The organism is Roseomonas sp. SRI_022 (assembly GCF_057586215.1).
The window spans coordinates 1-21,119 of the sequence record NZ_JBYCZL010000019.1; the positions used below are offsets into that span (position 1 = coordinate 1).

The window sequence follows — 21,119 nt, forward strand, 5'->3', positions numbered from 1 at the left end:
GCAGATGCGCGAGGCGGCTCGACGGGTCGCGCAGCGCGCCGGCCGGTGCGAGGCCCCAGCCGGTGATCAGTGGGCGGTCATCGGCGGCAAGGATCGAATCCGGTCCGGCCAGCACCAGCGCCCCGCGCAGCAGCGGGTCGCCCATCAGCGGCGCGAGCGCGGCGAGTTCGGCGGCGAGGGTCTGTTCCACCGCCGCGCGCCGCGCCGGCGGCAGCGCCGAGAGCGGCACCGGATCGCCGCCTGCCACCGCATACCAGGACACCGATCCGGCGTTGCGGCCATTGCCCCAGGTGATGACCGGTTCGGCGAACAATGCCGCACGGTCGGGGCCGAGCAGGCCGCGTAGCCGTGCATCGGCATCGAGCACCGCGGCGCCGCCGACGGTCACCGGTTCGAGCCCCGTGAGCTCGGTCTTCAGGATGAAGCGCGGACTCGCCATGCTGTGGTCGGCTCCGAACCGGTCATTGCTGCGGCGCGTCCGAATCCCGCGCCTCCACCGAGGATAGTAGGCGTCATGGTCTCAACGGAGAATGGCTTCGCCATGGCGAAGGCCGCGCATGGCACTGTGTCCTGAAGCACTTCATCCCGATCGCAGCACGTGATTGACCGGGCCTTCACCGTCGCGCGACTGTCGCGCGCCCGCTCCCCGATCAAGGTTCCCGCGATGCGCCGCATGCTGATGAACCCAAACTCCAGTGGAGTTTGGGTTTGGCTTTGTCCCGCGCGCAGCCGCCACGCCAACCCTGCGCGCGGTAAATCCAGATTCCTTTGGCATCTGGGTTTGCCGTTGCTGCTGCTGCTGATGGCCGGCCCGGTGCTGGCGCAGGGGCTACCGACGACGAAGCCACCGCCCCTCGGCGCGCCGATGAACCAGCCGCCGCCGTCCGGCGCGCCTGCCGCGCAGGGGGAGGCGCCGTCGCGATGCCCAGCGCCGCTCGCCAATGCCTGCCTGGGGCAGCAGAGTTCCTGCCAGGTCGCCTGCCCACCGATGTGGAGCATGAACCCCGGCGCACCGGCCTTCACGCCGACCGATCGGGCGGGATGTATGCAGCGCTGCTTCCAGGCGTATCTGTCATGCCGGCGGCTGCATGGGTGCTGACGGCCTGGCGGCCAGCGATTCAGCAGCCTTCGATGCCCTGCCGCGCGGCCGCCGAGCAGCGCATGGCGACGGCCCGGCCGCCGATCTCGAAGACGCGGAAGGTCTCGCCATTGTCGCAGGTGGCGTGGATGGACCCGTTGTCGAGGCGCCGCGCCCGGGTGACGCGAGGGCAGGCGGAACGGTCGAAATTACGCTGGATGACGCGCTGGGCGATGGTGACGGGGTTGCCGGACGGCGCCCCGCTGATCGACGGCGATCCCTGGCCCCAGGCCGTCGCGAAAGGCGTTGTGGCGATGAGCGCCAGCAGGCAGGCGGTGGGTGCGATTCGCATCATCATGGACGACAGGTTAGGCAATGCACGCGCGGTGGGCATCATTGGCGAAGGGCGCTGCGACGTCGCGCGGCTGCCGGAGGCAAGGCTGGCATTCGCCGCGCGTTCCTGATATGTTCCTTTCATCAAGGGACCAACTGCGCCCACGGCGGACCGGGGCCGATAAAGGCTTAAAGTACTTAAAATCCTAAAATCCTAAAGTGAGCCGCGGGCGGCTCAGGCGTCGATGACCACATAGGATTCCTCCACCCGCACGGGGATGGTCTCCGCTTGGTAGGGGCCTTCCACCAGCGTCGCACCCGCCTCGACCCCGGCCGGAAAGGGCCGCACCTTGGTCCGGCGCGGATCGAACCAGGATTTGCCGGTGCGGATGTCGAATTCCCACTGGTGCCAGGGGCAGCGAATGAACTCCCCGGCGCGGGAAAAGTGATACCGGCCCGGTTCGTCGGACAGCGTCAGCCCGCACTGGATGCCGCCAGACAGCGCGCCACCCTGGTGCGGGCACCGGTCGAGCAAGGCGAAGAAGTCGCCATCCAGATTGAAGACGACGATGCGCTTGCCCGCGGCTTCGACCACCTTGCGCGCGCCGGGCGGGATCTCGGCTGCCGGTGCGACGACATGCTTGCTCATCGGAAGCGGTAGATCCTCTTCGCGTTGCCGCCATAGATCGCCGCCCGCTTCTCCTCCGGGATGTAGGAAGGGATGGCGAGGCGGGGATCGTCGAAATCCCAGTGCGGATAGTCCGAGGCGAACAGGATCCGGTCCCAGCCGATCCAGCCCATGGTGTCGAGCAGATGCTCCGGCCGCTCCGGCTCCTCGATCGGCTGGGTCGAGAGGAAGACGTGCTCGCGCAGGTATTCCGAGGGCGCGCGCTTCAGATGCGGCACCTCATCCTTCAGCCGCTTCCAGGATGCGTCGAGCCGCCAGCCGAGGGCCGGCATCCAGGCGAAGCCGCATTCGATCATCACCACGCGCAGGGCGGGGAAGCGCTCGAAGATGCCCTCGACGACCATGGAGGCCACCTGCGCCTGGGCGGAGGTCGCGTGTTCCTGCACTTCCTCGATGTAGAAGGACGGCCAGCCGCCATTGGTCATGGCATGGCCGGAATAGCCGAAGGCGTGGATGCCGACGGGCAGCCCGGCCTCGGCTGCGGCCTCCCAGATCGGCCAATAGCGCTGGCGGCCAAGCGGTTCGCAGGTGCGGCTCATCAGCAGCACCTGGCAGAAGCGCGGGTCGCCGGCCCAGCGGCGGATCTCGGCGGCCGATGCCGCGCCGTCCTCATACGGGACGACGATCGAGGCCTTCAGCCGCGGCTCATGGTCCACCCAATGCGCCAGTTGCCATTCGTTCACGGCACGGGAGAGCGCGATGGACAGCCCGTCATTCACGTCGCCCTGACCGGAGGGCTGCAACGGGTTCAGCACGCCGAAATCGATGCCGTACTGGTCGAGCAACTGGTGCTGCAGGAAGGGCAGATCCGAGGCCGGCGGGCCGCCGCCCGGCGGCCAGGCGTCGCGCCGGCAGGCAAGCGGTGCGGCCTTGGGGAACGGGTATCCCTTGGCGAAGCCGTGCCGAGCGTGGATGCCGTAGGTGGCCAGGCGGTGCCAATCGGCGTCGGACAGGAAGGGCCGGAACTCGGACAGGTCGCGCACGCGCGGATGGATGTCGACATCCACCAGCCCCAGCGTCGCGGCCGCCGGACGTCCCGGGGCGACGATCGGTCGGACGAGGTTCATGCGCTTCCTCCTTCTTCCCGCAGCCGAGAATAGGTCGCCCGCGGGTTCTCCACCATGATCTTCGGCAGCAGGCCCGGCGGCAGGCCAGGCGGGACGGTCGCGTCGCCCTCGAAATGCGCATGCGGCCAGTCGGTGGCCCAGAGAAGCATCTCATCCGATCGTAGGTGGTCGAGCAGGCGGGCGACGCCGTCCGCATCCTCCGGCGCATCGAAGGGGCGCACGGTCAGGCGCACGTGGTCGCGGATGATCTCGGCGGGCGGGCGATCGACCCAGGGGATCTCGAAGCGCACGCCCTTCCAGGACTTGGTCAGCCGCCACAGGAAGGCCGGCAGCCAGGAGACGCCGGATTCGACCAGCACGACCTTGAGGCCGGGGTACTTGCCGAACACACCCTCGGTCAGCAGGGAGGCGAGCGAAGCCTGGAAGCCATAGGCGTTGGAGACGTATTCCTCGACATGCCAGGACGGCCAGCCCACCGAGGTCGGCGGATGCCGCCAGGCGCTACCGGCATGGATGGCAAGCGGCAGCCCGGCCTTCTCCAGCGCCGCATGGACCGGCCACCATTCGCGTCGGCCGAGCGGGATCTCCCCCATGCAGAGCACCATCGCCTGCACGAAGCGGCGGTCGGGGGACAGGCGCTCGATCTCGGCGAGCGCGTCCTCGATGCCGTTGGGCAGCAGGATGGCCGCGCGCAGCCGGGCGTCCCGGTCGAGCCATTCCGCCCGCACCCAGTCGTTCACCGCGCGCGCCATGGCCGCCGACATGTCGCGGCTGAAGGGCAGTTGCACCGGGAACAACGGGTTGAGGATGCCGATCGACGCGCCCCAGCGGTCGAGCGCCTGGGCCTGCAACTGCCCCACGGTGGATGGCGCGCCGCCCTTCGGGCCACGCCAGTCATCGCGCACGGAGGATGGCGCATTGGGCGGGTAGGAGGCGCTTTCCAGCACCTCGATCCCGCGTTCCTTCAGCGTGTGGTGCCAGTAGTCGTCCATGTAGGGCAGCAGCGTCGCCACACCGGGCACGCCCGGGTGCAGGTCACAGTCGATCGCGTCCGCGTGCGTCACGTATCCTCCTCGGCTCGTGTGGCGGCCGTGTCCGCTCAGTTTCGGCCGGTTCGCCGTGCGCTGCAATGGCATGCGGCGGCCGCCGACCGATCGGTCGGGCCAGGCCGGCGACCTGCCATGCGTGGGCCGGGGATTGAGCCTCCGGCCCGGCCGGGCCACGCTGCGCCGGACATGAACATCGACATCCCCCCGCCCGGCGAGGCCCAGACCATCATCCCGGGCCTGCGCTGGATGCGCTTCCCCCTGCCCTTTCCTCCCAGCAACGTGAATGTCTGGCTGCTGGAGGATGGCGAAGGCTGGCTCGCCATCGATGCCGGCATGGGCAATGACGAGACCCGTGGGAACTGGCGGAAGGCCTTGGCCGGCGAGGCCTTCGGTAACCGGCCCCTTACCGGCCTGCTGATCACGCATTTCCATCCCGACCATGCCGGGCTGATGGGCTGGCTGTCGGCCGAGCACCGGCTGACGCCGATGATGACGCGGATCGAATGGCTGCAGGCGCGGTCCCTGTGGTTCGACACCGGCGCCGAGATGATCGAGCACCAGGTCGAATTCGCGCGCATCGCCGGCGCGCCGGCCGAGTACGGCGCCTTCCAGCGCGCGCGCGGGCCGCTCTACCAGGTCTCGGTCTCGCCGCTGCCGCGTGCCTTCCGCAGCATCGCCGATGGCGACACCCTGCTGATCGGCGGGCGCGAGTGGCGGGTCATGACCGGTCAGGGCCACGCGCCGGACATGGCCTGCCTGTTCTGCCCGGAGGCGAAGGTGCTGATCGCCGCCGACCAGATCCTGCCGCGCATCACACCCTATATCGGGCTGCATGCGGGTGAGCCGATGGCCGACCCGCTCGGCGCGTTCCTTGCGACGCTCGAACGCTTCCGCGTGCTACCCGAGGACACGCTTGTCCTGCCATCGCACGGCGAACCCTTCACGCCGTTGCACCAGCGGCTGGATACGCTGGCGGCGCATCACACCGACCGGCTCGCCGCGCTGGAAGAGGCGTGCCGCACGCCATCCACCACCCACGCCCTGCTGCCGGCCCTGTTCCGCCGCCCGCTCGACAACCGCAGCCTGGGCTTCGGGCTGGGCGAGACGCTCGCGCATCTGCGGCGGCTGGAGGTGATGGGCCGCGTCGAGCGCATGCCTGGCCCGGATGGCGTGATCGCCTGGGGGAGGACGTGATCGTGGCCCGTCCCGAACGCCGCATTCCGAAACCTCGTGCCATGATCGTGGCGCCGCAGCCGGAGGCCGTGGAGGCTGGCGCCGCGGTGCTCGCCGCCGGCGGCAATGCGATCGACGCAGCGCTCGCCTGCGCCTTCACCCAAGGCGTAGTCGATCCGATGATGTGCGGCATCGCCGGGCTCGGCGTGCTGACCATTCATGATCCGAAGACCGGCACGCAGACGGTCTTCGATGGCCTGTCCCCCTGCCCCGCCGGCGCGCATGCCGATATGTGGTCCAACCTGTTCGAGCGCGAATGCAGCGACGGCTACGGCTTCGTCCTGCGCGGCGCGGTGAACGAGATGGGCCGCACGGCGGTGACCGTGCCGTCCATCCTGCGCACCTTCGCCGATGCGCATGCCGCCTTCGGGAGTATGCCCTGGTCGGGGCTGTTCGACGGCGCCATCGACTGCGCGCGCAAGGGCTGGATGGTGCGTCCCCACGTCCACACCATGATGGCGATGGACGAGACCGCCTATGGCCGCGTCAACACCGCCGAAAAGCTGAAGCTGACCGAGGATGGCGCGCGACTTTACCTGCGCGCAGACGGCACCCCGAAGCGGCCGGGCGACGGCGTGGTGAACCCGGAGCTGGCGAACGCGCTCGCAACGATCGCGCGCGACGGCGCTGACGCCTTCTACAGCGGGGAGATCGCTCGCCGCATCGCCGCCGACATGGCCGCGCATGGCGGGCTGATCACCGAGGCCGACCTCGCCGCCGTGTGCAGCCGCCGCGTCGCGCCGCTACGCGTGCCCTATCACGGACGGACGCTGGTGCTGCCGCCGCCGCCCGCCGGCGGCGTATTCATCGCCGAGGTGCTGCGCATCCTCGAGCATTTCGACCTGCCGGCGATGGGTCACAACAGCGCGGCGATGATCGCCGTGCTGGCGGAGGCGATGAAGATCGCGGGCATCGACAAGGACACCCATGTCGGTGATCCGGATTTCGTCCCGGTGCCGCTCGACATGCTGCTCGGCGATGCGCACGCCGCGGACGCGGCGGCGCGCATCATGCACGGCGAACGCGCGGATCTCACCCGCGTCGGCGCCGAGCCGAAGGGGACCACCACCATTTCCTGCGTCGATGCGGATGGGCTGGTGGTGTCGGTGACGCATACGCTGGGCGTGCCGTCCGGCGTCGTGGTGCCGGGTCTGGGCTTCATGCTGAACGGGGCGATGAACTGGTACGATCCGCGGCCGGGCCACCCAACCTCCTATGCGCCGGGCAAGCGGCGCTATTCCTCCATGTCGCCGTTGGTCGTGCTGGAAGGGGAAGCGCCCGTTGCGACGCTCGGCGCGCCGGGCGGGGCGTGGATCGGGGTCGCGCTGTCGCAGGTGCTGGTGAACCTGCTCGACTTCGGCATGGGCATCCAGGAAGCGGTGCTGGCGCCGCGTGTCAGCGCCACCAGCGCGACCCTGGACCTGTCGCTGCGCATCCCGCGCGCGACGGAAGCGGCGCTGGCCGCCGATGGCTACAAGGTGAAGCGCGTGCCGACGACCTATGCCTTCGCGGGCGTGCATGGCATCGCCATGTGGGATGGCGCGCTGGAAGGCGCCGCCGATCCGCAGCGGGACGGCTATCCGGCTGGCGTTGCCTAATGGATCTGGGCGAATTCTGCCGCCGCCTGCCCAAGGTGGAGCTGCACGTCCATCTGCTCGGCGCCATACGGCTGGACACGCTGGCGGAGATGGCCGCCCGGCAGGGCGCCGGCTACACGGCGGAGGAGGTCGCCGATCTGGCGCGCCGCGATGCCAAGCCCAAGGGCGTGCTGCACATCCTGCGCGCGCTGGAGCAGCGCATCATGCGCGGCCCCGAAGACCTGCACCGCATCGCCTACGAATATCTGGAGGACGCGGCATCGCAGGGCGTCCGCCATGCCGAGATCTTCTGGAACCCCACGGGTGCGGCGCGCGACACTGGCATTCCCTATGCCGCCGGCGCGGATGCGATCCTCGCCGCCTTCGACGATGCGAAGCACGACCACGGCATCTCGGCGCTGCTGATCCCCTCCATCGACCGCGAAGGCACGCCCGAGGAAGCCACGGAGATGGTGGAATGGATGGAAGCGCATCGGCGCGACCGCATCACCGGCCTTGGCATCGACTATCGCGAGAATGACGGCCCGCCCGAGGCGTTCTGGAAGGCGTACCGCGATGCCAAGCGCGCCGGCTTCCGCCTGACCGCCCATGCCGGGGAATTCGGCTGCCACTGGCGCAACATCGAGACCGCGATCCACCTGCTGGGGGTCGAGCGCATCGACCATGGCTACACCGTGCTCGACAACCCGGCGCTTGCGCGCCGCTGCGCGGATCGTGGCATCGTATTCACGGTGGTGCCCACCAATTCCTATTACCTGCGGACGCTGGAACCGGAACGCTGGGCAATCGACCACCCCATCCGCCGCATGCCCGGCGCCGGGCTGCTGATCCATCCGAACACCGACGATCCGCCGCTGCACCGCGTCGATCCGCAGCGCTGCTGGTCCATGATGGTCGATGATTTCGGATTCGATCTCGATGACCTCCGCCGCTTCATGCTGAACGGCATCCTCGGCGCCTTCATCCCCGAGGACGACAAGCGTGGCCTCGCCGCCACCTTCGCGGCGGAGTATGACCGCCTCCGCGCCGAACTGGATATCACGACATGAACGCTTCCGAGACCATCGCCGCCATCCGCACCGATGCCCGCTTCGCCAAGGCTACCGCGACGCTCGCCGCCGAGCACGACCGCACCGTGGCCGACGTGATCACCCTGACCGAGATCCCCTCCCCGCCCTTCGGGGAGGAGAAGCGTGCAAGCGCCTATCTCGACATGCTGCGCGCCCATGGGCTCGAGGAAGTCGAGCAGGACGAGATCGGCAACGTCATGGGCATCCGCCGCGGCTTCGGCAATGGCGACGTGCTGGTGGTGGCGGCCCATCTCGACACCGTCTTCCCCGCCGGCACCGATGTGCGCGTGCGGCGGGAGGGGACGAAGCTCTTCGCCCCCGGCGTGTCCGACGACACCTGGTCGCTCGCGGTGAACCTCGCCTTCATCCGCGCGCTGGATGCGGCGGGCATCCGCACGCGGCACGACCTGCTGTTCGTCGGCGATGTCGGGGAGGAAGGGCTGGGCGACCTGCGCGGCGTGCGGCACCTGTTCGCCAATTCGCGCCACCGCCCGCGCATCCGCGCTTTCCTGACCGTGGACAGCCCGGACGTCGATCGCATCGTCTCGGGCGGCGTCGGGTCTCGACGTTACCGCGTGACCTTCCGTGGGCCCGGCGGGCACTCCTATGCCGCCTTCGGCCTGGTGAACCCGATGTATGCGATGGCCGAAGCCGCGCGCGGCCTTGCAGCGGTCGAGGTGCCAAAGTCGCCGCCGACGACGCATTGCGTCTCCGTCGTCTCCGGCGGCACCTCGATCAACGCCATCGCCAATGCGGTGACGGTCGAGGTCGATCTGCGCTCCGCCTCCGCCGCGGAACTGGAACGGCTCGACCAGCGTTTCCTGAAGATCGTTGATGAGGCGGTCGCGACCGAGAATGCCGCGCGCTCCATCGCCGCCGGCGTCATCACCGCCGAGCTCACCCGCGTCGGCGACCGTCCGGCGGGGGAAACGCCGGCGGGCTCGCCGATCTGCGGCATCGCCGCCGCGGCGGTCGCGGCGGAGGGCTATGCGCCGCGCTTCGAATTCTCCTCGACCGACGCGAATGTGCCGATGAGCCTCGGCATCCCCGCGCTGAAGGTCGGCGCGGGCGGGCGCGGCGGACGGGCGCATTCGCTCGACGAATGGCTCGACGTCGCGCCGGAGGAAAGCCTGCGCGGCATGCGCACCACGCTCGCGACGATCCTCGCACTGGCGGGGATGGAGGGGATCGGCTGATACCGGCCAGCCTTACGGCTGACTCGGTGTCAGCATCCTGCTTGCGCGCGCGGCCGCCCCGCCAACCCCACGCGCCATACCGTTCGCCTTGCTGATGACGAGGTCACCAGCAAGGCTCGGCGGTATGAGCCCCTCGGGCGGGGCCGATCAGAAGGTGAAGTTCACCGCGAGATAGGCACCGCCCATCGACAGCTTCTCGACAAGGCTGCCGCTGCCCTGGTCGAAGGACATGTAGCGGTAGCCCAGTTGCACGCCGGCCCAGCCGGTCTGGTATCCGATGCCGCTGAAGGCCTGCCAGGTCAGGTTGGAATCGCCAGTGCCGACATCGATGTAATACGGCACGAAGAACCCGGAATCACCGATCAGGATGCGGCCCCGCACGCCGACGATGCCGTTCCAGATGTCGGTGTTGCCCGACAGGCGGCCGTTGCGTGACAGCGCCACGCCACCGCCGCGCGGGCCGGTGATATCGAGGCTCAGCCCGTAATTCGTCCGCGCATCCACCGCCAGCAGCCGGAAGCCGCCGAGCACATCGACATTGCCCCAGCTGCCGGAGGCCACCGTGTAACCCGCCCCCAGCGTCCACACCGTCGCCTGAAGGGTGGAATCGCCGCTGAGATTCTGCGTGCTGGAGACGGGGTTGGATGGCAGCGCCGCGGGATTGACGGAACCCACCCGGCTCGAGCTCGACCCGAGGTCCAGATACATCAGGTCGGTGATGACCGAGAACCGGTCGTAGCGCGCCTCCGCCGCAATCATCGCCGCGAAGTTGAGATCGCTGAGATAGTTGCCCGCATCGGCCTTGACCGTCGCGGTCCCGCCGAACCCGGCCGGCAGGGCGTAGTTCAGGGTCCCGTCGAAGGTCGGCACCCAGCCGTAGAGACTGACCTGGAAGCTCCAGCCGGAACGCTCATCCGCGCCCTGCGCGCTGGCGCCCGAGGCAGCGAGGGTCGTGCCCAGCAGGGCTAGGGGAAGCAGGCGGTCGAGGCGCATGGCGGTTCCAGGCTCCGGATGGCGTGCGACGTGTACGGGATGGCCCGGCTGCGACCGACACGCCTGATTGCCAGGCACATTCCGCGCCGCGGCGAGTCAAATCCAGATGAAAACGATAGCCGATTCCAGCATTCCGGGCTCATCGCCCGATCGGCGCCATCATCCGCGCTCGGCCTCGGCGAGGATCGTCACAAGCGTCACCGCCCTGTCGATGCCGCCTACCAGCGCCGCGAAGCCTTCCCGGCGCAGCAGATCGCGAACGCCGCCATGCGGCCCGACCACGACCAGGCGTATGCCCTGTCCCGACAGCGTGGCATGCAGCTTCCGCAGCATGCCGACGGCGGCCAGGTCGAGATGCACCGAGGCCGAAAGATCGCAGACGACGAGCCGCACCGAACCCGGCTGCGCCGTCGCGAGCCGCGCGAGGACCGCCTCGAGAACCGCCTCCGCATTGACGTACAGGATCGATCCTTCCGGCCGGAAGGCGAGAACGCCGGGGATCGCCTCATTCTCCGGGTGCCGGTCCATGTCGCCATAGCCGGCACCGCCCGGAATGCGACCCAGGAAGGCGACATGCGGTCGGCTTGCCCGCACCAGCAGCATCAGCACCGATGCCAGCGCCGCGAGCAGGATGCCTTGCAGTATCCCGAGCAGCAGCACGCCCACCAGCGCCACCGCCGCCGCGGCGAAGTCGGGAGGGCTGATGCGCCAGAGCCGGCGTAGTTCCCGGATATCGATCAGCCCTGCCACTGCCGTCAGCACCACGGCGGCGAGCGTCGCCTTCGGCAGGTCCGCCAGCAGCCCTGCCAGGAACAGCAGGCACAGCGCGAGCGTCGCCGAGGCGACGACCAGCGTCAGCGGCGTTTGCGAACCGGCCTTCTCGGCGACCGCGGATTGCGACAGGCCGCCAGCCACGGGATAGCCATGCCCGAAGCCAGCCATGAGGTTCGCCGCGCCGAGGCCGAGGAATTCCTGCCGGGCATCGAGCGGGTAGCCGTGCTTCTCCGCAAAGCCGCGAGCCGCCGACACACCTTCGATATAGGCAAGCAGGAGGCAACCTGCGGCGAGCGGGAAGATACCCTCCACGTCCGAAAGGCGGAGCGGCGGCAGGCCGAGTTCCGGCAGGCCCGGGGGGATCTGCCCCGTCACCGTCACGCCCTCCCCGGCAAGGCCGAACAGCCCGGCGGCCGCGATCGACAGCACCACGACGCCGAGCGCGACGGGTCGACCAGGCAACAGCCTGCCGCCGGCAACGAGCAAGATGAGAGCAACCGAGCCGACCAGCAGCGTCAGCAGATCGAGACCGGGCAATTGCCCGACCAGGGTCGTGATGCGCGCGATGACGTTGTGCCCGCCGCCTGGAACGCCAAACAGTGCCGGCAACTGGGTGATCGCGATGGTGATGCCGGCCCCGGCCTTGAACCCCACCAGGATGCTGTCGCTGATCAGTTTGACCAATACGCTGAGCCGCAATGCCCAGGCCATGAGGCAGAGCAGTGCCACGGCAAAGGCAGCGAGGCTCGCGATCGCCGCGTAGCGCGCCGCGTCACCGCCCGCCATGGTGCCGACCGAGGCGGCGACCATCAGCGAGATGGCGGAGGTCGGGCCGATCGCCAAGTGTCTGGATGACCCCAGCAGCGCGTAGCCGAGCCCGCCCAGCAAATAGCCATAAACACCCACCTGCGGCGGCAGGCCGGCCAGCGTCGCGTAGGCGAGCGCGACCGGCACGGCATAGGCGGCGAGCGTGAGGCCCGCGACAAGGTCAGCGCCCAGCCATGCCGGCTGGTAGCCGCCGATCCAGGCAAGGGGCGGCAGGAGCCCGGTCAGGCGCCCAGTCGATGGCGTGGTCATCAGACCCCCCTTCGGCGCGTCGGCCACCCTTCGCGCTGCGGTGCCATCATCCCGCCGGAGGCTGTCCGCGGCCAGCGCCCCGTGCCCTCATTGAACGCGGAGGTCCCGTGCCGGCAGGACGGACGGGGCGCCGCGGCCCCGCCCTTGTGGCGCCGCGTCAGCTCGATCGCGTGGCGGGGCGGATGCGGCGTCGCGCCAAGTTGCCCGATCCGTCGGCCTCCCCCGCCGGCGCGGCAGACAGAAGCCGCTGCTCCGCCGCAGGCGCTCCGGCGCTGGCGAAGATCCGCTCGATCTGCGCCAGGCGCGCCTGAACCTCGTCCGGCATCTCGCCCCCCGAGGTCACGATCTCACGCAGTATCGCGAACCCCTCGCCGCGCAGCACTGCGTCATCGGGCAACAGCGCCGGCAGTGTCGCAATGGCGCGTGCCTCGTCGATCATCAGCATGAAGAACTGATCCCGGACGATACGCTTGAATTCAGGCAGCGGCAGAACATCCGCACCGTATTTCTGGCGCAGGCGCCGGACGACGGCGAAGCTGCGCTCATCCGCCTGGGCCAGCGGCAAGCGCACCCAGAGCAATGCGCGCAGCACCGCCTCGCGCAGCCCGCCTTCCGCCATCGCCGCCCGCAGGCGCTCGGTGGCGAGCGCCACAAAGCGCTGATGGTCGGGCGAATGACCGGGATGCAGGCGTGCCGGCGCGCTGGCCGCCGCAACGCCAGTCGCTGCCTGCACGCTGGGGGCGGCGTAGAATTCGCGGAAGAACCGCTCGCTCATCGCATCGCGCTGGCGGCCATAGGCCTCGAGCGCCTGCGTCACGGCCTCCGAGACCTGGCGTTCGGCGGCGCGGCCCGGATTGTCATCGGCGACCGGGGTGCGATTGGTGCGGGCCATGTCCGCGGCCCAGCGCACCCAACCCATCCAAGGATTGCGGTCCGAGAACAGCGTGTAGGACAGCCGTGCCGGATGCAGCTGCGTCGAGAGCATCGTCGTCGCCGGCGTGGCCATCGCCTGCATCACGGGCTGGGCGAACTGCTTGTACAGTGCGAGGTTCGTCTCCGACACGCGGCGCATCGCGGCGAAGCGCTGTTCATCCTCCGCGCTGGTGCCGCCATAGGCGGCGAGCGCGGAGAGGTCGCGCGCCTCGAAGGTCGCGAGCCAGTTGCCGTGCCCGGCGCCGGCCGGCGAGGCGCCTTCGGCCGGATGGAGCACCGCCTCGTAGAGGCCCGGCGGCAGCACGTCGATCATGTCCATGTTCGACGCGAATTCGTTGTGCTCCTTCCGCGCCACGCCCCCGGAGACGAAGATGCCGAGATGGCCGATGCTGCCATGCACGGAATAGACGATGGTCTGGCCATGGGTGCGCAGGTCGTCCAGGTCCGGGTAGAGATCGGTGATCCAGGACAGCGCCTGCGCCGGCGGCGTGATGTCGTCGCCTTCCGAGCAGAACACGATGATCGGGGAGGTGATGGCGCGCAGATCGACGCGCGTGCCGTCCGAGAAGGTAAGCTCGCCGGTGGCGAGCCGGTTGCCGACGAACAGCTCATCGACGATGAACTGCATCTCCGCCGCGTTCAGCGTGACGTGGCCGCCCCACCATTTCTCGAAGCCGAGATAGCGGTCGGCGGCCTTGTCCACATCCGCCCAGACTTCGTACTGCTTGGTCCAGTAGGTGTTGGCGGGATTGCCGGATTCGAAGTTCGTCACCAGCCAGGCGCCATCGAAGGTGCCGCCGCCGAGATCACCCGTCATGGCGGTGAGCCACGACCCGCCGAGCAGCCCGCCGAGATAGCGCATCGGCGCCTTGCCCGGCACGCCGGCCCAGTAGGAAACCGGGCTACCGGCGACCAGCAGCGGGCCGAAGGCATCCGGGCGTATGGCTGCGGCCATCAGCAGTGCCCAGCCCGCCTGGCAATTGCCGATCGCGATCGGCTTGCCATCCGCGACATGGTGGCGGCGGCCGACATCCTCGGCAAAGGCGACGATGGCGCGGACCACGTCCTCGATGGTCTGGCCGGGCTCGGGCTTCGGGCGGAAGCCGACGAAATAGCAGGGATGGCCAGCGGCCAGCGCGACGCCGATCTCGCTGTCCGCCTTGAAGCCGCCGATGCCCGGGCCGTGCCCGGCGCGCGGGTCGATGACGATGAAGGGGCGGTTCTGCGGGTCGGTCGGCGGCGCGCCGGCTGGCGGGGTGATCCGCGCCATCCAGTAGTTCACCGGCCGCGGCAGGTTGCGGCCGTCCATCACCACGTCGAAATCGAAGGTAAGGACGTTGCGCATGGCATCGTCCTCGCGTTCAAGGAAAGCGTTGCCGCGCTGGCGCAGCACGTCGAGGAAGATCACGGAGCGCTGCCAGGCATCCATCGCATAGGCGGCCCAAGGCATGGGACCGAGGTCTGGTGTCATGGCGATTCTCCTGTCGAGTGGCGAAGGCACAGCATGCGCAGCTGCGCATGCAGATCGCCTTGATCCGCATCATACCAGTGCCGCGGGGCACTCCGACACAGCGAGCATGCGGATGCTGCGAAACGTCATACAACGCTTGGATGCCTGCGGACTGACCCGCAGCTGGGTTTAGACCGGGGGCGCGGGGGTCCGTCGCGGTGATGTTACCGCGACGCCGGGAAACAACGGACCGCAACGCGCCGGAGCGGTCGAAACCGGATCAACCGCTGTGTGCAAGCCTCGTCACGCACACGGCCTCTTCCGGCCGTGTGCGATTGCCCTAGGCGCAGGCTCGCAGTTCCACGCCGCGCTTGCTGCGCTCCGGCGTGAAGGCCACGCCGCTGCGTTCGAAAATGCGGCGCAGAGAAGCGAGGACCGGCATCGGCGGCGTGGCGTGGCCGGCCTCAAAGGTCTCGAGCACCGCCACCGGGATCCGGGCGACGAAGGCCACCTCGGCGGTGTCGAGATCCAGCAGCGCGCGCGCCTCACGGCAGAGCAGCGGCGTCAGGACGGGTTCCATGCGGACCGCTCGCTCCATCGTCGCCAAGCCTCAGCCCTTCGTGGACTTACGCTTGGCCTTCTTCACGCCGCCGAGCGCGGCGGTCTTGAGGGACGGGCTGGCCTTGAAGCGCACCGTGGCGCCGGCCTTGATCTGCACCTTCTCGCCCGTCTTGGGGTTCAGCCCGGTGCGCTTCGGGGTCTCGCGGACGACGAAGGCGCCGAAATCCGGGATGGTGAAGCGCCCGCTCTGGACGATTTCGCCCTTGATCGCCTCGATGATATCGCCTGCCAGCTTGGCCGATGCGACACCGGACAGATCGGTCGCGCCGGCGATGACTTCGGTCAGGAACTTCTTAGACACAGGCAGAATCTCCGTTGCGGGTGCCCTGGCATAGCGGAGGCCGCCGGGCTTGTCAGCGTCGCCGGCCGCATTCGGGCAATGCGCTGGCCGGGATGCTAAAGCGCGTCACGCGCCTGGGTCACGGCGTCCCGGGTCGCGACCAGCGCCGCCAGGGTGATCCCGGCCTGCTTGACGGCGGCGGCCTCATCGGGATCGACGTAGGAGACCTGCTCCTCGGCATCGCTGACGCCAGCGGCCAGCAATTCGCGCAATTCGTCGAGGCGGGATCTCACCGCCGCCGGGTCGGCATCCGCCGCGGCCAGCCATTCCGACACGATGATCTCCACCTCGCGCGCCATGCGCATGGGCTGGACGCCACGCACGGCCATGGCCTGCAGACGCACAAGCGCCACGTCGAGTGGGTGCGCCGCCCGCTGTCTTGCCGCCGCCATGCCATATCTCCGTGCAATGCGGAACTTTATCGTGTTCCGGTATTGTTCTGCAATCGGCAGCGACCGTCCCGCTACATGAAGGGGCGGCCGGGTCCGACCAGCAGACGGACGCAGGACGAAGCCAATTGCCGGATCGCGCCGGCCCGGTCAGCCGATCAGATCCAGCACGATCCGGCGAAGCTCCGCCTGGGAGAGGCCGGTCGGCTTGGGCACACTCGTCGCGTCATGCGTGTCGCGCAGCGGATTGGAGGACGTCTGGTGGGTCGGGCGCCCGCAAAGGGCAAGCTCAGAAGACTGGGTATGCATGTGTACTACCGGCAGCGCAGCCCACGTGGCCGCGGCGCCATATTCCTTGATGAGAGTGGGTCGTGAATGCTTGTCCGGTCGACGGCAGGGCAGCGCCAGCGGCGATGCGGAACGTGCGGGTCGATCCGATGCCCGCCGCAGCCATGAATGGCACCGCGGGCGAAGAGGACGGGCGGGCACCGCAGCACCCACCCTTCGCAAGCGTGGTATCAGGCGAGCTTCAGGTTGCAGGCCGACATCTTGCCCTGCTGGCCGCGCTGGACGTCATAGGTGATCTTGTCACCCTCGCGCAGTGCGGTGATGCCGGCGCGTTCCACATCGGAGATGTGGACGAAGACGTCGTTGGTGCCATCTTCCGGCTGGATGAAGCCAAAGCCCTTGGTGGCGTTGAACCACTTGATGGTGCCGTTGGACATGGGGAAATTCCGATCGAACTCGATGTGCCGCCACGCGAGATCGCAAGGCGGATCAAACGTCTGTAGGGAGCGGGCAGCGGGCTCGGCGCTCGATCACGAGCTTGGAGAGCAGGCCGAACCAAACGAGGCTGACCAGCGGCAAATGGGTGCTTGGCGCGTGATTGCAAGGGAGTCCCGAGGTCTTGCGGCACACGCGTGTCCCGCATCGCGGCCTTGGGATCGCAGGAAATCGCCTATCGTGCCGCCATCGGGATCCTCCTTGGCCAATTCGAACAAGTTGGGGTGCCGGGCGAAGGATCCGGTGCTCCGATCGCTTCGATGTCCCCCAAATCTTGGAAAGTCAGGAAACGCCGAACGCCATGTATGACGTGATTGTGGTGGGAGCCGGCTCCGCCGGCGCGCCGGTCGCCGCGCGGCTGTCGGAAGACGGCCATCGCCGCGTGCTGCTGCTGGAAGCGGGGCGCGACTGGCGGTCCGCGGACGCACCGCACGCGCTGCGCAGTGCCAACATCGTCCCCTTCATGCACGACCCGCGACACCAGGCCGAATGGCAGTGGCCGGGGCTGATGACACGCCGGACCGCGGTTCAGGAGCCGAAATTCTACTGGCGCGGCAAGGCGATGGGCGGCTCCTCCGCAGTCAATGCTCAGATTGCCATCCGCGGCGTCCCCGCCGCTTTCGACGCCTGGGCCGAGGCCGGCTGCGAAGGCTGGGCGGCAAGCGACGTGCTGCCGTTGTTCGATGCCATCGAGGACGACGCCGATACCGGCATTGCCCCCGGCATCCGCCAGGGCGGCCCCCTGCCCGTCTTCCGCATGCCGGAGGAACACTGGGGCGCGGTCGATCTCGCCCTGCGCGATGCCGCGCTGGCGGCGGGCTATCGCTGGAAGCCGAACCTCAACGCGCCGGAGGGCGAAGGCATTTCCTGCAACCCGATCAACCTGCGCGACGGGCTGCGGGTGACGACCAACGACGGTTACCTGGAGCCCGCGCGCGGGCGCGCGAACCTGACCATCCGCGGCGGCGCGCTGGTCGACCGTGTGCTGTTCGAGGGCAGCCGCGCGCGCGGCGTGCGTGTGCGCTTCGGCGATGCCTGGGAGGAGATCGAAGGCCGCGAGATCGTGCTCTGCGCCGGGGCGATCCACAGCCCGGCCATCCTGATGCGCTCGGGCATCGGGCCGGCCGCGGCGTTGGGCGCGCTCGGCATCGCAGTGCAGTTTGACCAGTCGGCCGTCGGGCAGGGGCTGATGGACCACCCGATCCTGCGCGCCACCATCGAGCTCAGACCCGGTTTCCGCGCCCAGGGGGCGGATGCGCGTCACACCAATTGCTGCCTGACCTACAGCAGCGGCCTCGGCAGCGGCGGGGAGCGCGATATGATCATGATCGCCTACAATCACCGTGGCCTGACGGCCGATGGCGCACCCGCGCCGGGCGGCGCGGTCGGCGTCGCGCTGTACGATGCCTTTTCACGCGGCAGCCTGCGCCTCACCTCAGCCGACCCGGACGCGCAGCCCGAGGTGGACGAGAACATGCTCGCCGATCCGCGCGACCGGTTGCGGATGCGCGACGGCGTGCGACGGCTGGCAACGCTCGCCGCCCTGCCCCCGCTGTCCAGCATCGCCGAGTCGATCCGCTTCGGCGACAGCGACCTATCGATGCAGGAGGCCGCGGCGCTGGACGACAACGCGCTCGACGCCGTCATGCTGCGTGAGGCCGGCGACATCCAGCACGCTGCCGGCACCTGCCGGATGACCGCGCATGAGGATCCGCGCGGCGTGGTCGATCCGGACCTGCGGGTGCGCGGCGTGACCGGGCTGCGCGTCGCGGATGCCTCCATCATGCCGACCGATTGCCGGGCCAATTTACATTTCACCTGCGTGATGATCGGGGAGAACCTGGCCCGCCGCATGCAGCGCCCGGGCTGATGGCCGCCGCCTCGGCGCCGCCCGCGAGATTTTCCTTGCAGGCGGGCGGGCCCGACCGCATGTCCATCCGGCGCGGGTGCCTGGTGGCCAGGGCGATACCCGGGCCGGCGCTTGGATGCCGCAACTTTCGTTCGAATGTGTGGTTACGCAGAGACCTCGTCCGGATCGCCGAAAGCCATCGATGCCCCTGATCCCGTCGCGCCGCGCGCCGTCCTCCTACACGCCGCGGATATCCCACCTGACCCGGCGCGTTCGTGACCTGATGGCTGAACGGCGCTCACCAGTTGCCCCGCCCGCCCCGGTCGCCGCCACGCCGCGCGGCAGCAACGACCTGCGCGTCGCGTCTTGGAACATGCACAAATGCGTCGGCGTGGATGGCCGTTTCGATCCCGCCCGGTCGGCGGCTGTGATCGGCGAGTTCGGCGCGGACATCGTCGCCCTGCAGGAAGTGGACAAGCGATTCGGCCGCCGCACCGGGCTGCTGGACCTTGCCGCGGTGGAGCATGCTTCCGGCCTCGTACCGCTGCGCGTCTCCGCTGATCCGGATGGCCATGGCTGGCACGGCAACGCGCTGCTGGTGCGGCCCGGCACACCCGCCCGCTTCCGGCGACTGCACCTGCCGGGCGCCGAACCGCGCGGCGCCGTCGTTGCGGAACTCGACCTGCCGTCGGGTCCGCTGCGCGTGGTCGCGGCGCATCTCGGCCTGCTGCGGCGGCACAGGAAGCGCCAGGCGGCGACGATCCTCGACGCCCTGACTGAGGGCAAGGTGATGCCGACCCTGCTGCTTGGCGACCTGAACGAGTGGCAACCCGGCGCCCGGTCATCCCTGCGCGCGCTGGAGCCGGTCTTCACGGTGCCGGATGTGGCGCCAGCCAGTTTCCCGGCCAGGCTGCCCATGCTGGCGCTGGATCGCATCCTGGGCTGGCCGCAGGGGCTGGTGACGGATGTCGCCGTCCATGAAAGCCCGCGCGCGCGCATTGCCTCGGACCATCTTCCGCTGACCGCCTTGGTCCGGTTGGGCGAGGCCGCGCAAGGGATGCAGCGCGCCGCTTAGAAGCGGCAGGCGGGCACCAGATGCACCTCGCCGAAGCCCCGACGGACCAAGCCTTCACGCGGTTGGAACGCCGCGTCCGGGCCTCGCTGGCCAGGGATTGCACGGGTTGGGACGGCGACGCCGGCATCGCCGCCATATCGGATCCCGCGGCGGCCTTTACCGTGCGGGCCGGCAGCGCACGCGACGCCGAGCGCAGCCTGGACCTGCAATACTACATCTGGCGCGCCGACCTGACCGGACAGTTGCTGGCCGCGGAGGCACTGCGCGCGGCCGATCGCGGCGTGAAGGTGCGGCTGCTACTGGACGGCGTTTATGCGCCCGGGCGCGAACGCCTCCTCGCCGCGCTCGGCGCGCATCCGCGCATCGAGGTGCGGCTGTTCAATGGCGGACGCTGGCGCGTCCTCGGCCGTCTCGGCCTGCCGTTGGAATTGCTGTTCGGCAACTGGCACCTGAACCGCCGGATGCACAACAAGGCCTGGATCGCCGATGGCGCCCTGGCCGTGGTGGGCGGCCGCAATCTCGGCGACGAGTATTTCGGCGTGGGGCCAAAGGGCAGCATCAGTTTCCGCGACCTCGACCTGCTGATCGCCGGCCCGGCGGCCGCCCAGGCGCTTCTGGTATTCAACCGCTACTGGACCAGCCCCCTGGCGCGGCCCGCCGACCAGGTTGCCGCGACGACCGGGGCGAAGGGTGGGCTGCCGGCACTGCGGCAGGCGTTGGAACGCACCGCGGCGCAACCTGAGGCCCAGGACCTGCTGGCGATGCTGGCCGGACCGGCACAGCCGCGGCTTGGCCTGGCGCTGACCCCGGTCGGGCGCGGTTCGGTCAAGGTGGTCGCGGATCCGCCGGAGAAGGCACGGCGTGGCCTCGGCGCCCGCAAGCGGGCACGGGCGGCCGGCGGCATCGCGGCGGAGATCGCCGATGCGCTGCGGCTCGCCCGGCGCGAGGTGCTTCTGATCTCGCCCTACTTCGTGCCCGGCAAGGCCGGGCTAGCCCTGCTGCGGGAGGTCCGCTCGCGCGACGTGCGCGTCTCGGTGGTCACCAATTCGCTGGCGGCGACGGATGTCGTGGCGGTGCATGGCGGCTACGCGAAGTATCGCCGGCCACTGCTGGAAGCCGGGGTCGAGTTGTTTGAACTGAAGCCGCGCTCCACCGGCGAGCATGCCAGCCTGATCGGTTCGCGCGGTGCCGCGCTGCATACCAAGGCGTTCGTCGTGGACGGATCGCAGGCCTTCGTCGGTTCCTTCAACCTCGATCCGCGATCGGCGGCGCTGAACACCGAGATGGGCGCCCATGTGCGGCATCCGGCGGTGGCGCAGGCGGTGGCCGATGAGCATGCGCGGCTCGCCGATCCCGCGCTGAGCTGGCGAATGGTCTGGGACCGTGGCGCCCTGGGCTGGCGCGACAGCGCAGGGATTCTGCGGCAGGAACCTTCGGCATCCCTGTGGCGGCGCGCCGTGGCCTGGTTGGTTCAGCGGCTGCCGGTCGAAGAACAGCTCTGACACGGACTCCACCGCGCTCCC

21 protein-coding genes are annotated in these 21,119 nt (G+C 69.4%); 8 read left to right on the forward strand and 13 right to left on the reverse strand.

The genetic code is table 11. The annotated features are described in order from the left end of the window. The coding region (locus tag AC2YHJ_RS18225) for a hypothetical protein (RefSeq protein WP_487397515.1) at positions 1–439 on the reverse strand (439 nt) is incomplete at its 3' end. 225 nt (positions 440–664) lie between these two features. Between AC2YHJ_RS18225 and AC2YHJ_RS18230 the strand changes: the two genes are divergently transcribed. Further along, positions 665–1,099, forward strand: coding sequence for a hypothetical protein (locus AC2YHJ_RS18230; RefSeq protein ID WP_487397516.1), 435 nt, complete (start codon positions 665–667; stop codon positions 1,097–1,099). Positions 1,100–1,118: 19 nt separating this feature from the next. On the opposite strand, the gene AC2YHJ_RS18235 is transcribed toward AC2YHJ_RS18230, so the two are convergent. The 4 genes from AC2YHJ_RS18235 to AC2YHJ_RS18250 all read right to left on the reverse strand — a co-directional run bounded on the left by AC2YHJ_RS18235 (position 1,119) and on the right by AC2YHJ_RS18250 (position 4,230). Continuing rightward, positions 1,119–1,436, reverse strand: a complete 318-nt coding sequence (locus AC2YHJ_RS18235; RefSeq protein ID WP_487397517.1) for a hypothetical protein — start codon at positions 1,434–1,436, stop codon at positions 1,119–1,121. A 210-nt stretch (positions 1,437–1,646) separates the two neighbouring features. Beyond that, on the reverse strand, positions 1,647–2,060 hold the full coding sequence (locus tag AC2YHJ_RS18240) for a Rieske (2Fe-2S) protein (protein WP_487397518.1): 414 nt from the start codon (positions 2,058–2,060) through the stop codon (positions 1,647–1,649). Next, a complete protein-coding gene (locus AC2YHJ_RS18245) occupies positions 2,057–3,166 on the reverse strand; it encodes an amidohydrolase family protein (protein ID WP_487397519.1) in 1,110 nt (369 codons plus the stop codon). The genes AC2YHJ_RS18240 and AC2YHJ_RS18245 overlap by 4 nt, the downstream gene beginning before the upstream one ends. Beyond that, positions 3,163–4,230 (reverse strand): amidohydrolase family protein, encoded by a 1,068-nt coding sequence (locus tag AC2YHJ_RS18250; protein ID WP_487397520.1) that lies wholly within the window; start codon positions 4,228–4,230, stop codon positions 3,163–3,165. The genes AC2YHJ_RS18245 and AC2YHJ_RS18250 overlap by 4 nt, the downstream gene beginning before the upstream one ends. 171 nt (positions 4,231–4,401) lie before the next feature. On the opposite strand from AC2YHJ_RS18250, the gene AC2YHJ_RS18255 reads away from it, so the two are divergent. From AC2YHJ_RS18255 to AC2YHJ_RS18270, 4 genes are read left to right on the forward strand one after another with little or no spacing between them, the layout of a single operon-like run. Continuing rightward, positions 4,402–5,409 carry an MBL fold metallo-hydrolase gene (locus AC2YHJ_RS18255; RefSeq protein WP_487397521.1) on the forward strand — a complete coding sequence of 336 codons (1,008 nt, stop codon included), beginning with the start codon at positions 4,402–4,404 and terminating at the stop codon, positions 5,407–5,409. 2 nt (positions 5,410–5,411) lie between these two features. Further along, the gene (locus AC2YHJ_RS18260; protein WP_487397522.1) at positions 5,412–7,046 is read left to right on the forward strand and encodes a gamma-glutamyltransferase family protein; all 1,635 of its coding nucleotides are present in this window, start codon (positions 5,412–5,414) and stop codon (positions 7,044–7,046) included. Further along, positions 7,046–8,095: an adenosine deaminase family protein gene (locus AC2YHJ_RS18265; protein WP_487397523.1), complete on the forward strand. Its 1,050-nt coding sequence runs from the start codon at positions 7,046–7,048 to the stop codon at positions 8,093–8,095. Before AC2YHJ_RS18260 ends, AC2YHJ_RS18265 begins: the two co-directional genes overlap by 1 nt. Then, complete coding sequence (locus AC2YHJ_RS18270) at positions 8,092–9,312, forward strand: M20/M25/M40 family metallo-hydrolase (protein WP_487397524.1); 1,221 nt, start codon at positions 8,092–8,094, stop codon at positions 9,310–9,312. Before AC2YHJ_RS18265 ends, AC2YHJ_RS18270 begins: the two co-directional genes overlap by 4 nt. A gap of 147 nt (positions 9,313–9,459) precedes the next feature. Here the strand turns inward: AC2YHJ_RS18270 and AC2YHJ_RS18275 are convergent, their stop codons facing one another. The 8 genes from AC2YHJ_RS18275 to AC2YHJ_RS18310 all read right to left on the reverse strand — a co-directional run bounded on the left by AC2YHJ_RS18275 (position 9,460) and on the right by AC2YHJ_RS18310 (position 16,614). Next, positions 9,460–10,305 (reverse strand): hypothetical protein, encoded by an 846-nt coding sequence (locus AC2YHJ_RS18275; protein ID WP_487397525.1) that lies wholly within the window; start codon positions 10,303–10,305, stop codon positions 9,460–9,462. A gap of 159 nt (positions 10,306–10,464) precedes the next feature. Then, positions 10,465–12,156: a SulP family inorganic anion transporter gene (locus AC2YHJ_RS18280; RefSeq protein ID WP_487397526.1), complete on the reverse strand. Its 1,692-nt coding sequence runs from the start codon at positions 12,154–12,156 to the stop codon at positions 10,465–10,467. 157 nt (positions 12,157–12,313) lie between these two features. Continuing rightward, complete coding sequence (locus AC2YHJ_RS18285; RefSeq protein ID WP_487397527.1) at positions 12,314–14,560, reverse strand: DUF3141 domain-containing protein; 2,247 nt, start codon at positions 14,558–14,560, stop codon at positions 12,314–12,316. A 319-nt stretch (positions 14,561–14,879) separates the two neighbouring features. Beyond that, complete coding sequence (locus AC2YHJ_RS18290) at positions 14,880–15,119, reverse strand: hypothetical protein (RefSeq protein ID WP_487397528.1); 240 nt, start codon at positions 15,117–15,119, stop codon at positions 14,880–14,882. 30 nt (positions 15,120–15,149) lie between these two features. Then, on the reverse strand, positions 15,150–15,461 hold the full coding sequence (locus AC2YHJ_RS18295; RefSeq protein ID WP_487397529.1) for an HU family DNA-binding protein: 312 nt from the start codon (positions 15,459–15,461) through the stop codon (positions 15,150–15,152). A 95-nt stretch (positions 15,462–15,556) separates the two neighbouring features. Beyond that, entirely contained in the window at positions 15,557–15,892 is a 336-nt protein-coding gene (locus AC2YHJ_RS18300) for a hypothetical protein (RefSeq protein WP_487397530.1), read from the reverse strand. A gap of 147 nt (positions 15,893–16,039) precedes the next feature. Beyond that, entirely contained in the window at positions 16,040–16,198 is a 159-nt protein-coding gene (locus AC2YHJ_RS18305) for a hypothetical protein (protein ID WP_487397531.1), read from the reverse strand. Between the two features lie 209 nt (positions 16,199–16,407). Further along, complete coding sequence (locus tag AC2YHJ_RS18310; RefSeq protein ID WP_487397532.1) at positions 16,408–16,614, reverse strand: cold-shock protein; 207 nt, start codon at positions 16,612–16,614, stop codon at positions 16,408–16,410. 359 nt (positions 16,615–16,973) lie between these two features. On the opposite strand from AC2YHJ_RS18310, the gene AC2YHJ_RS18315 reads away from it, so the two are divergent. From AC2YHJ_RS18315 to AC2YHJ_RS18325, 3 genes are all read left to right on the forward strand, one after another. After that, positions 16,974–18,542 (forward strand): GMC family oxidoreductase, encoded by a 1,569-nt coding sequence (locus AC2YHJ_RS18315; protein WP_487397533.1) that lies wholly within the window; start codon positions 16,974–16,976, stop codon positions 18,540–18,542. A gap of 181 nt (positions 18,543–18,723) precedes the next feature. Continuing rightward, a complete protein-coding gene (locus tag AC2YHJ_RS18320; RefSeq protein ID WP_487397534.1) occupies positions 18,724–19,596 on the forward strand; it encodes an endonuclease/exonuclease/phosphatase family protein in 873 nt (290 codons plus the stop codon). 20 nt (positions 19,597–19,616) lie between these two features. Next, complete coding sequence (locus AC2YHJ_RS18325) at positions 19,617–21,098, forward strand: phospholipase D-like domain-containing protein (RefSeq protein WP_487397535.1); 1,482 nt, start codon at positions 19,617–19,619, stop codon at positions 21,096–21,098. The last annotated feature ends 21 nt before the right edge of the window (positions 21,099–21,119 follow it).

Excerpts from the sequence above, each read along its gene's own strand:
- AC2YHJ_RS18230 (WP_487397516.1), top strand. The coding sequence starts at position 665 with ATGCGCCGCATGCTGATGAACCCAAACTCCAGTGGAGTTTGGGTTTGG.
- AC2YHJ_RS18235 (WP_487397517.1), bottom strand. The coding sequence starts at position 1,436 with ATGATGATGCGAATCGCACCCACCGCCTGCCTGCTGGCGCTCATCGCC.
- AC2YHJ_RS18240 (WP_487397518.1), bottom strand. The coding sequence starts at position 2,060 with ATGAGCAAGCATGTCGTCGCACCGGCAGCCGAGATCCCGCCCGGCGCG.
- AC2YHJ_RS18245 (WP_487397519.1), bottom strand. The coding sequence starts at position 3,166 with ATGAACCTCGTCCGACCGATCGTCGCCCCGGGACGTCCGGCGGCCGCG.
- AC2YHJ_RS18255 (WP_487397521.1), top strand. The coding sequence starts at position 4,402 with ATGAACATCGACATCCCCCCGCCCGGCGAGGCCCAGACCATCATCCCG.
- AC2YHJ_RS18265 (WP_487397523.1), top strand. The coding sequence starts at position 7,046 with ATGGATCTGGGCGAATTCTGCCGCCGCCTGCCCAAGGTGGAGCTGCAC.
- AC2YHJ_RS18270 (WP_487397524.1), top strand. The coding sequence starts at position 8,092 with ATGAACGCTTCCGAGACCATCGCCGCCATCCGCACCGATGCCCGCTTC.
- AC2YHJ_RS18275 (WP_487397525.1), bottom strand. The coding sequence starts at position 10,305 with ATGCGCCTCGACCGCCTGCTTCCCCTAGCCCTGCTGGGCACGACCCTC.
- AC2YHJ_RS18280 (WP_487397526.1), bottom strand. The coding sequence starts at position 12,156 with ATGACCACGCCATCGACTGGGCGCCTGACCGGGCTCCTGCCGCCCCTT.
- AC2YHJ_RS18285 (WP_487397527.1), bottom strand. The coding sequence starts at position 14,560 with ATGACACCAGACCTCGGTCCCATGCCTTGGGCCGCCTATGCGATGGAT.
- AC2YHJ_RS18290 (WP_487397528.1), bottom strand. The coding sequence starts at position 15,119 with ATGGAACCCGTCCTGACGCCGCTGCTCTGCCGTGAGGCGCGCGCGCTG.
- AC2YHJ_RS18300 (WP_487397530.1), bottom strand. The coding sequence starts at position 15,892 with ATGGCGGCGGCAAGACAGCGGGCGGCGCACCCACTCGACGTGGCGCTT.
- AC2YHJ_RS18305 (WP_487397531.1), bottom strand. The coding sequence starts at position 16,198 with ATGCATACCCAGTCTTCTGAGCTTGCCCTTTGCGGGCGCCCGACCCAC.
- AC2YHJ_RS18310 (WP_487397532.1), bottom strand. The coding sequence starts at position 16,614 with ATGTCCAACGGCACCATCAAGTGGTTCAACGCCACCAAGGGCTTTGGC.
- AC2YHJ_RS18315 (WP_487397533.1), top strand. The coding sequence starts at position 16,974 with ATGTATGACGTGATTGTGGTGGGAGCCGGCTCCGCCGGCGCGCCGGTC.
- AC2YHJ_RS18320 (WP_487397534.1), top strand. The coding sequence starts at position 18,724 with ATGCCCCTGATCCCGTCGCGCCGCGCGCCGTCCTCCTACACGCCGCGG.
- AC2YHJ_RS18325 (WP_487397535.1), top strand. The coding sequence starts at position 19,617 with ATGCACCTCGCCGAAGCCCCGACGGACCAAGCCTTCACGCGGTTGGAA.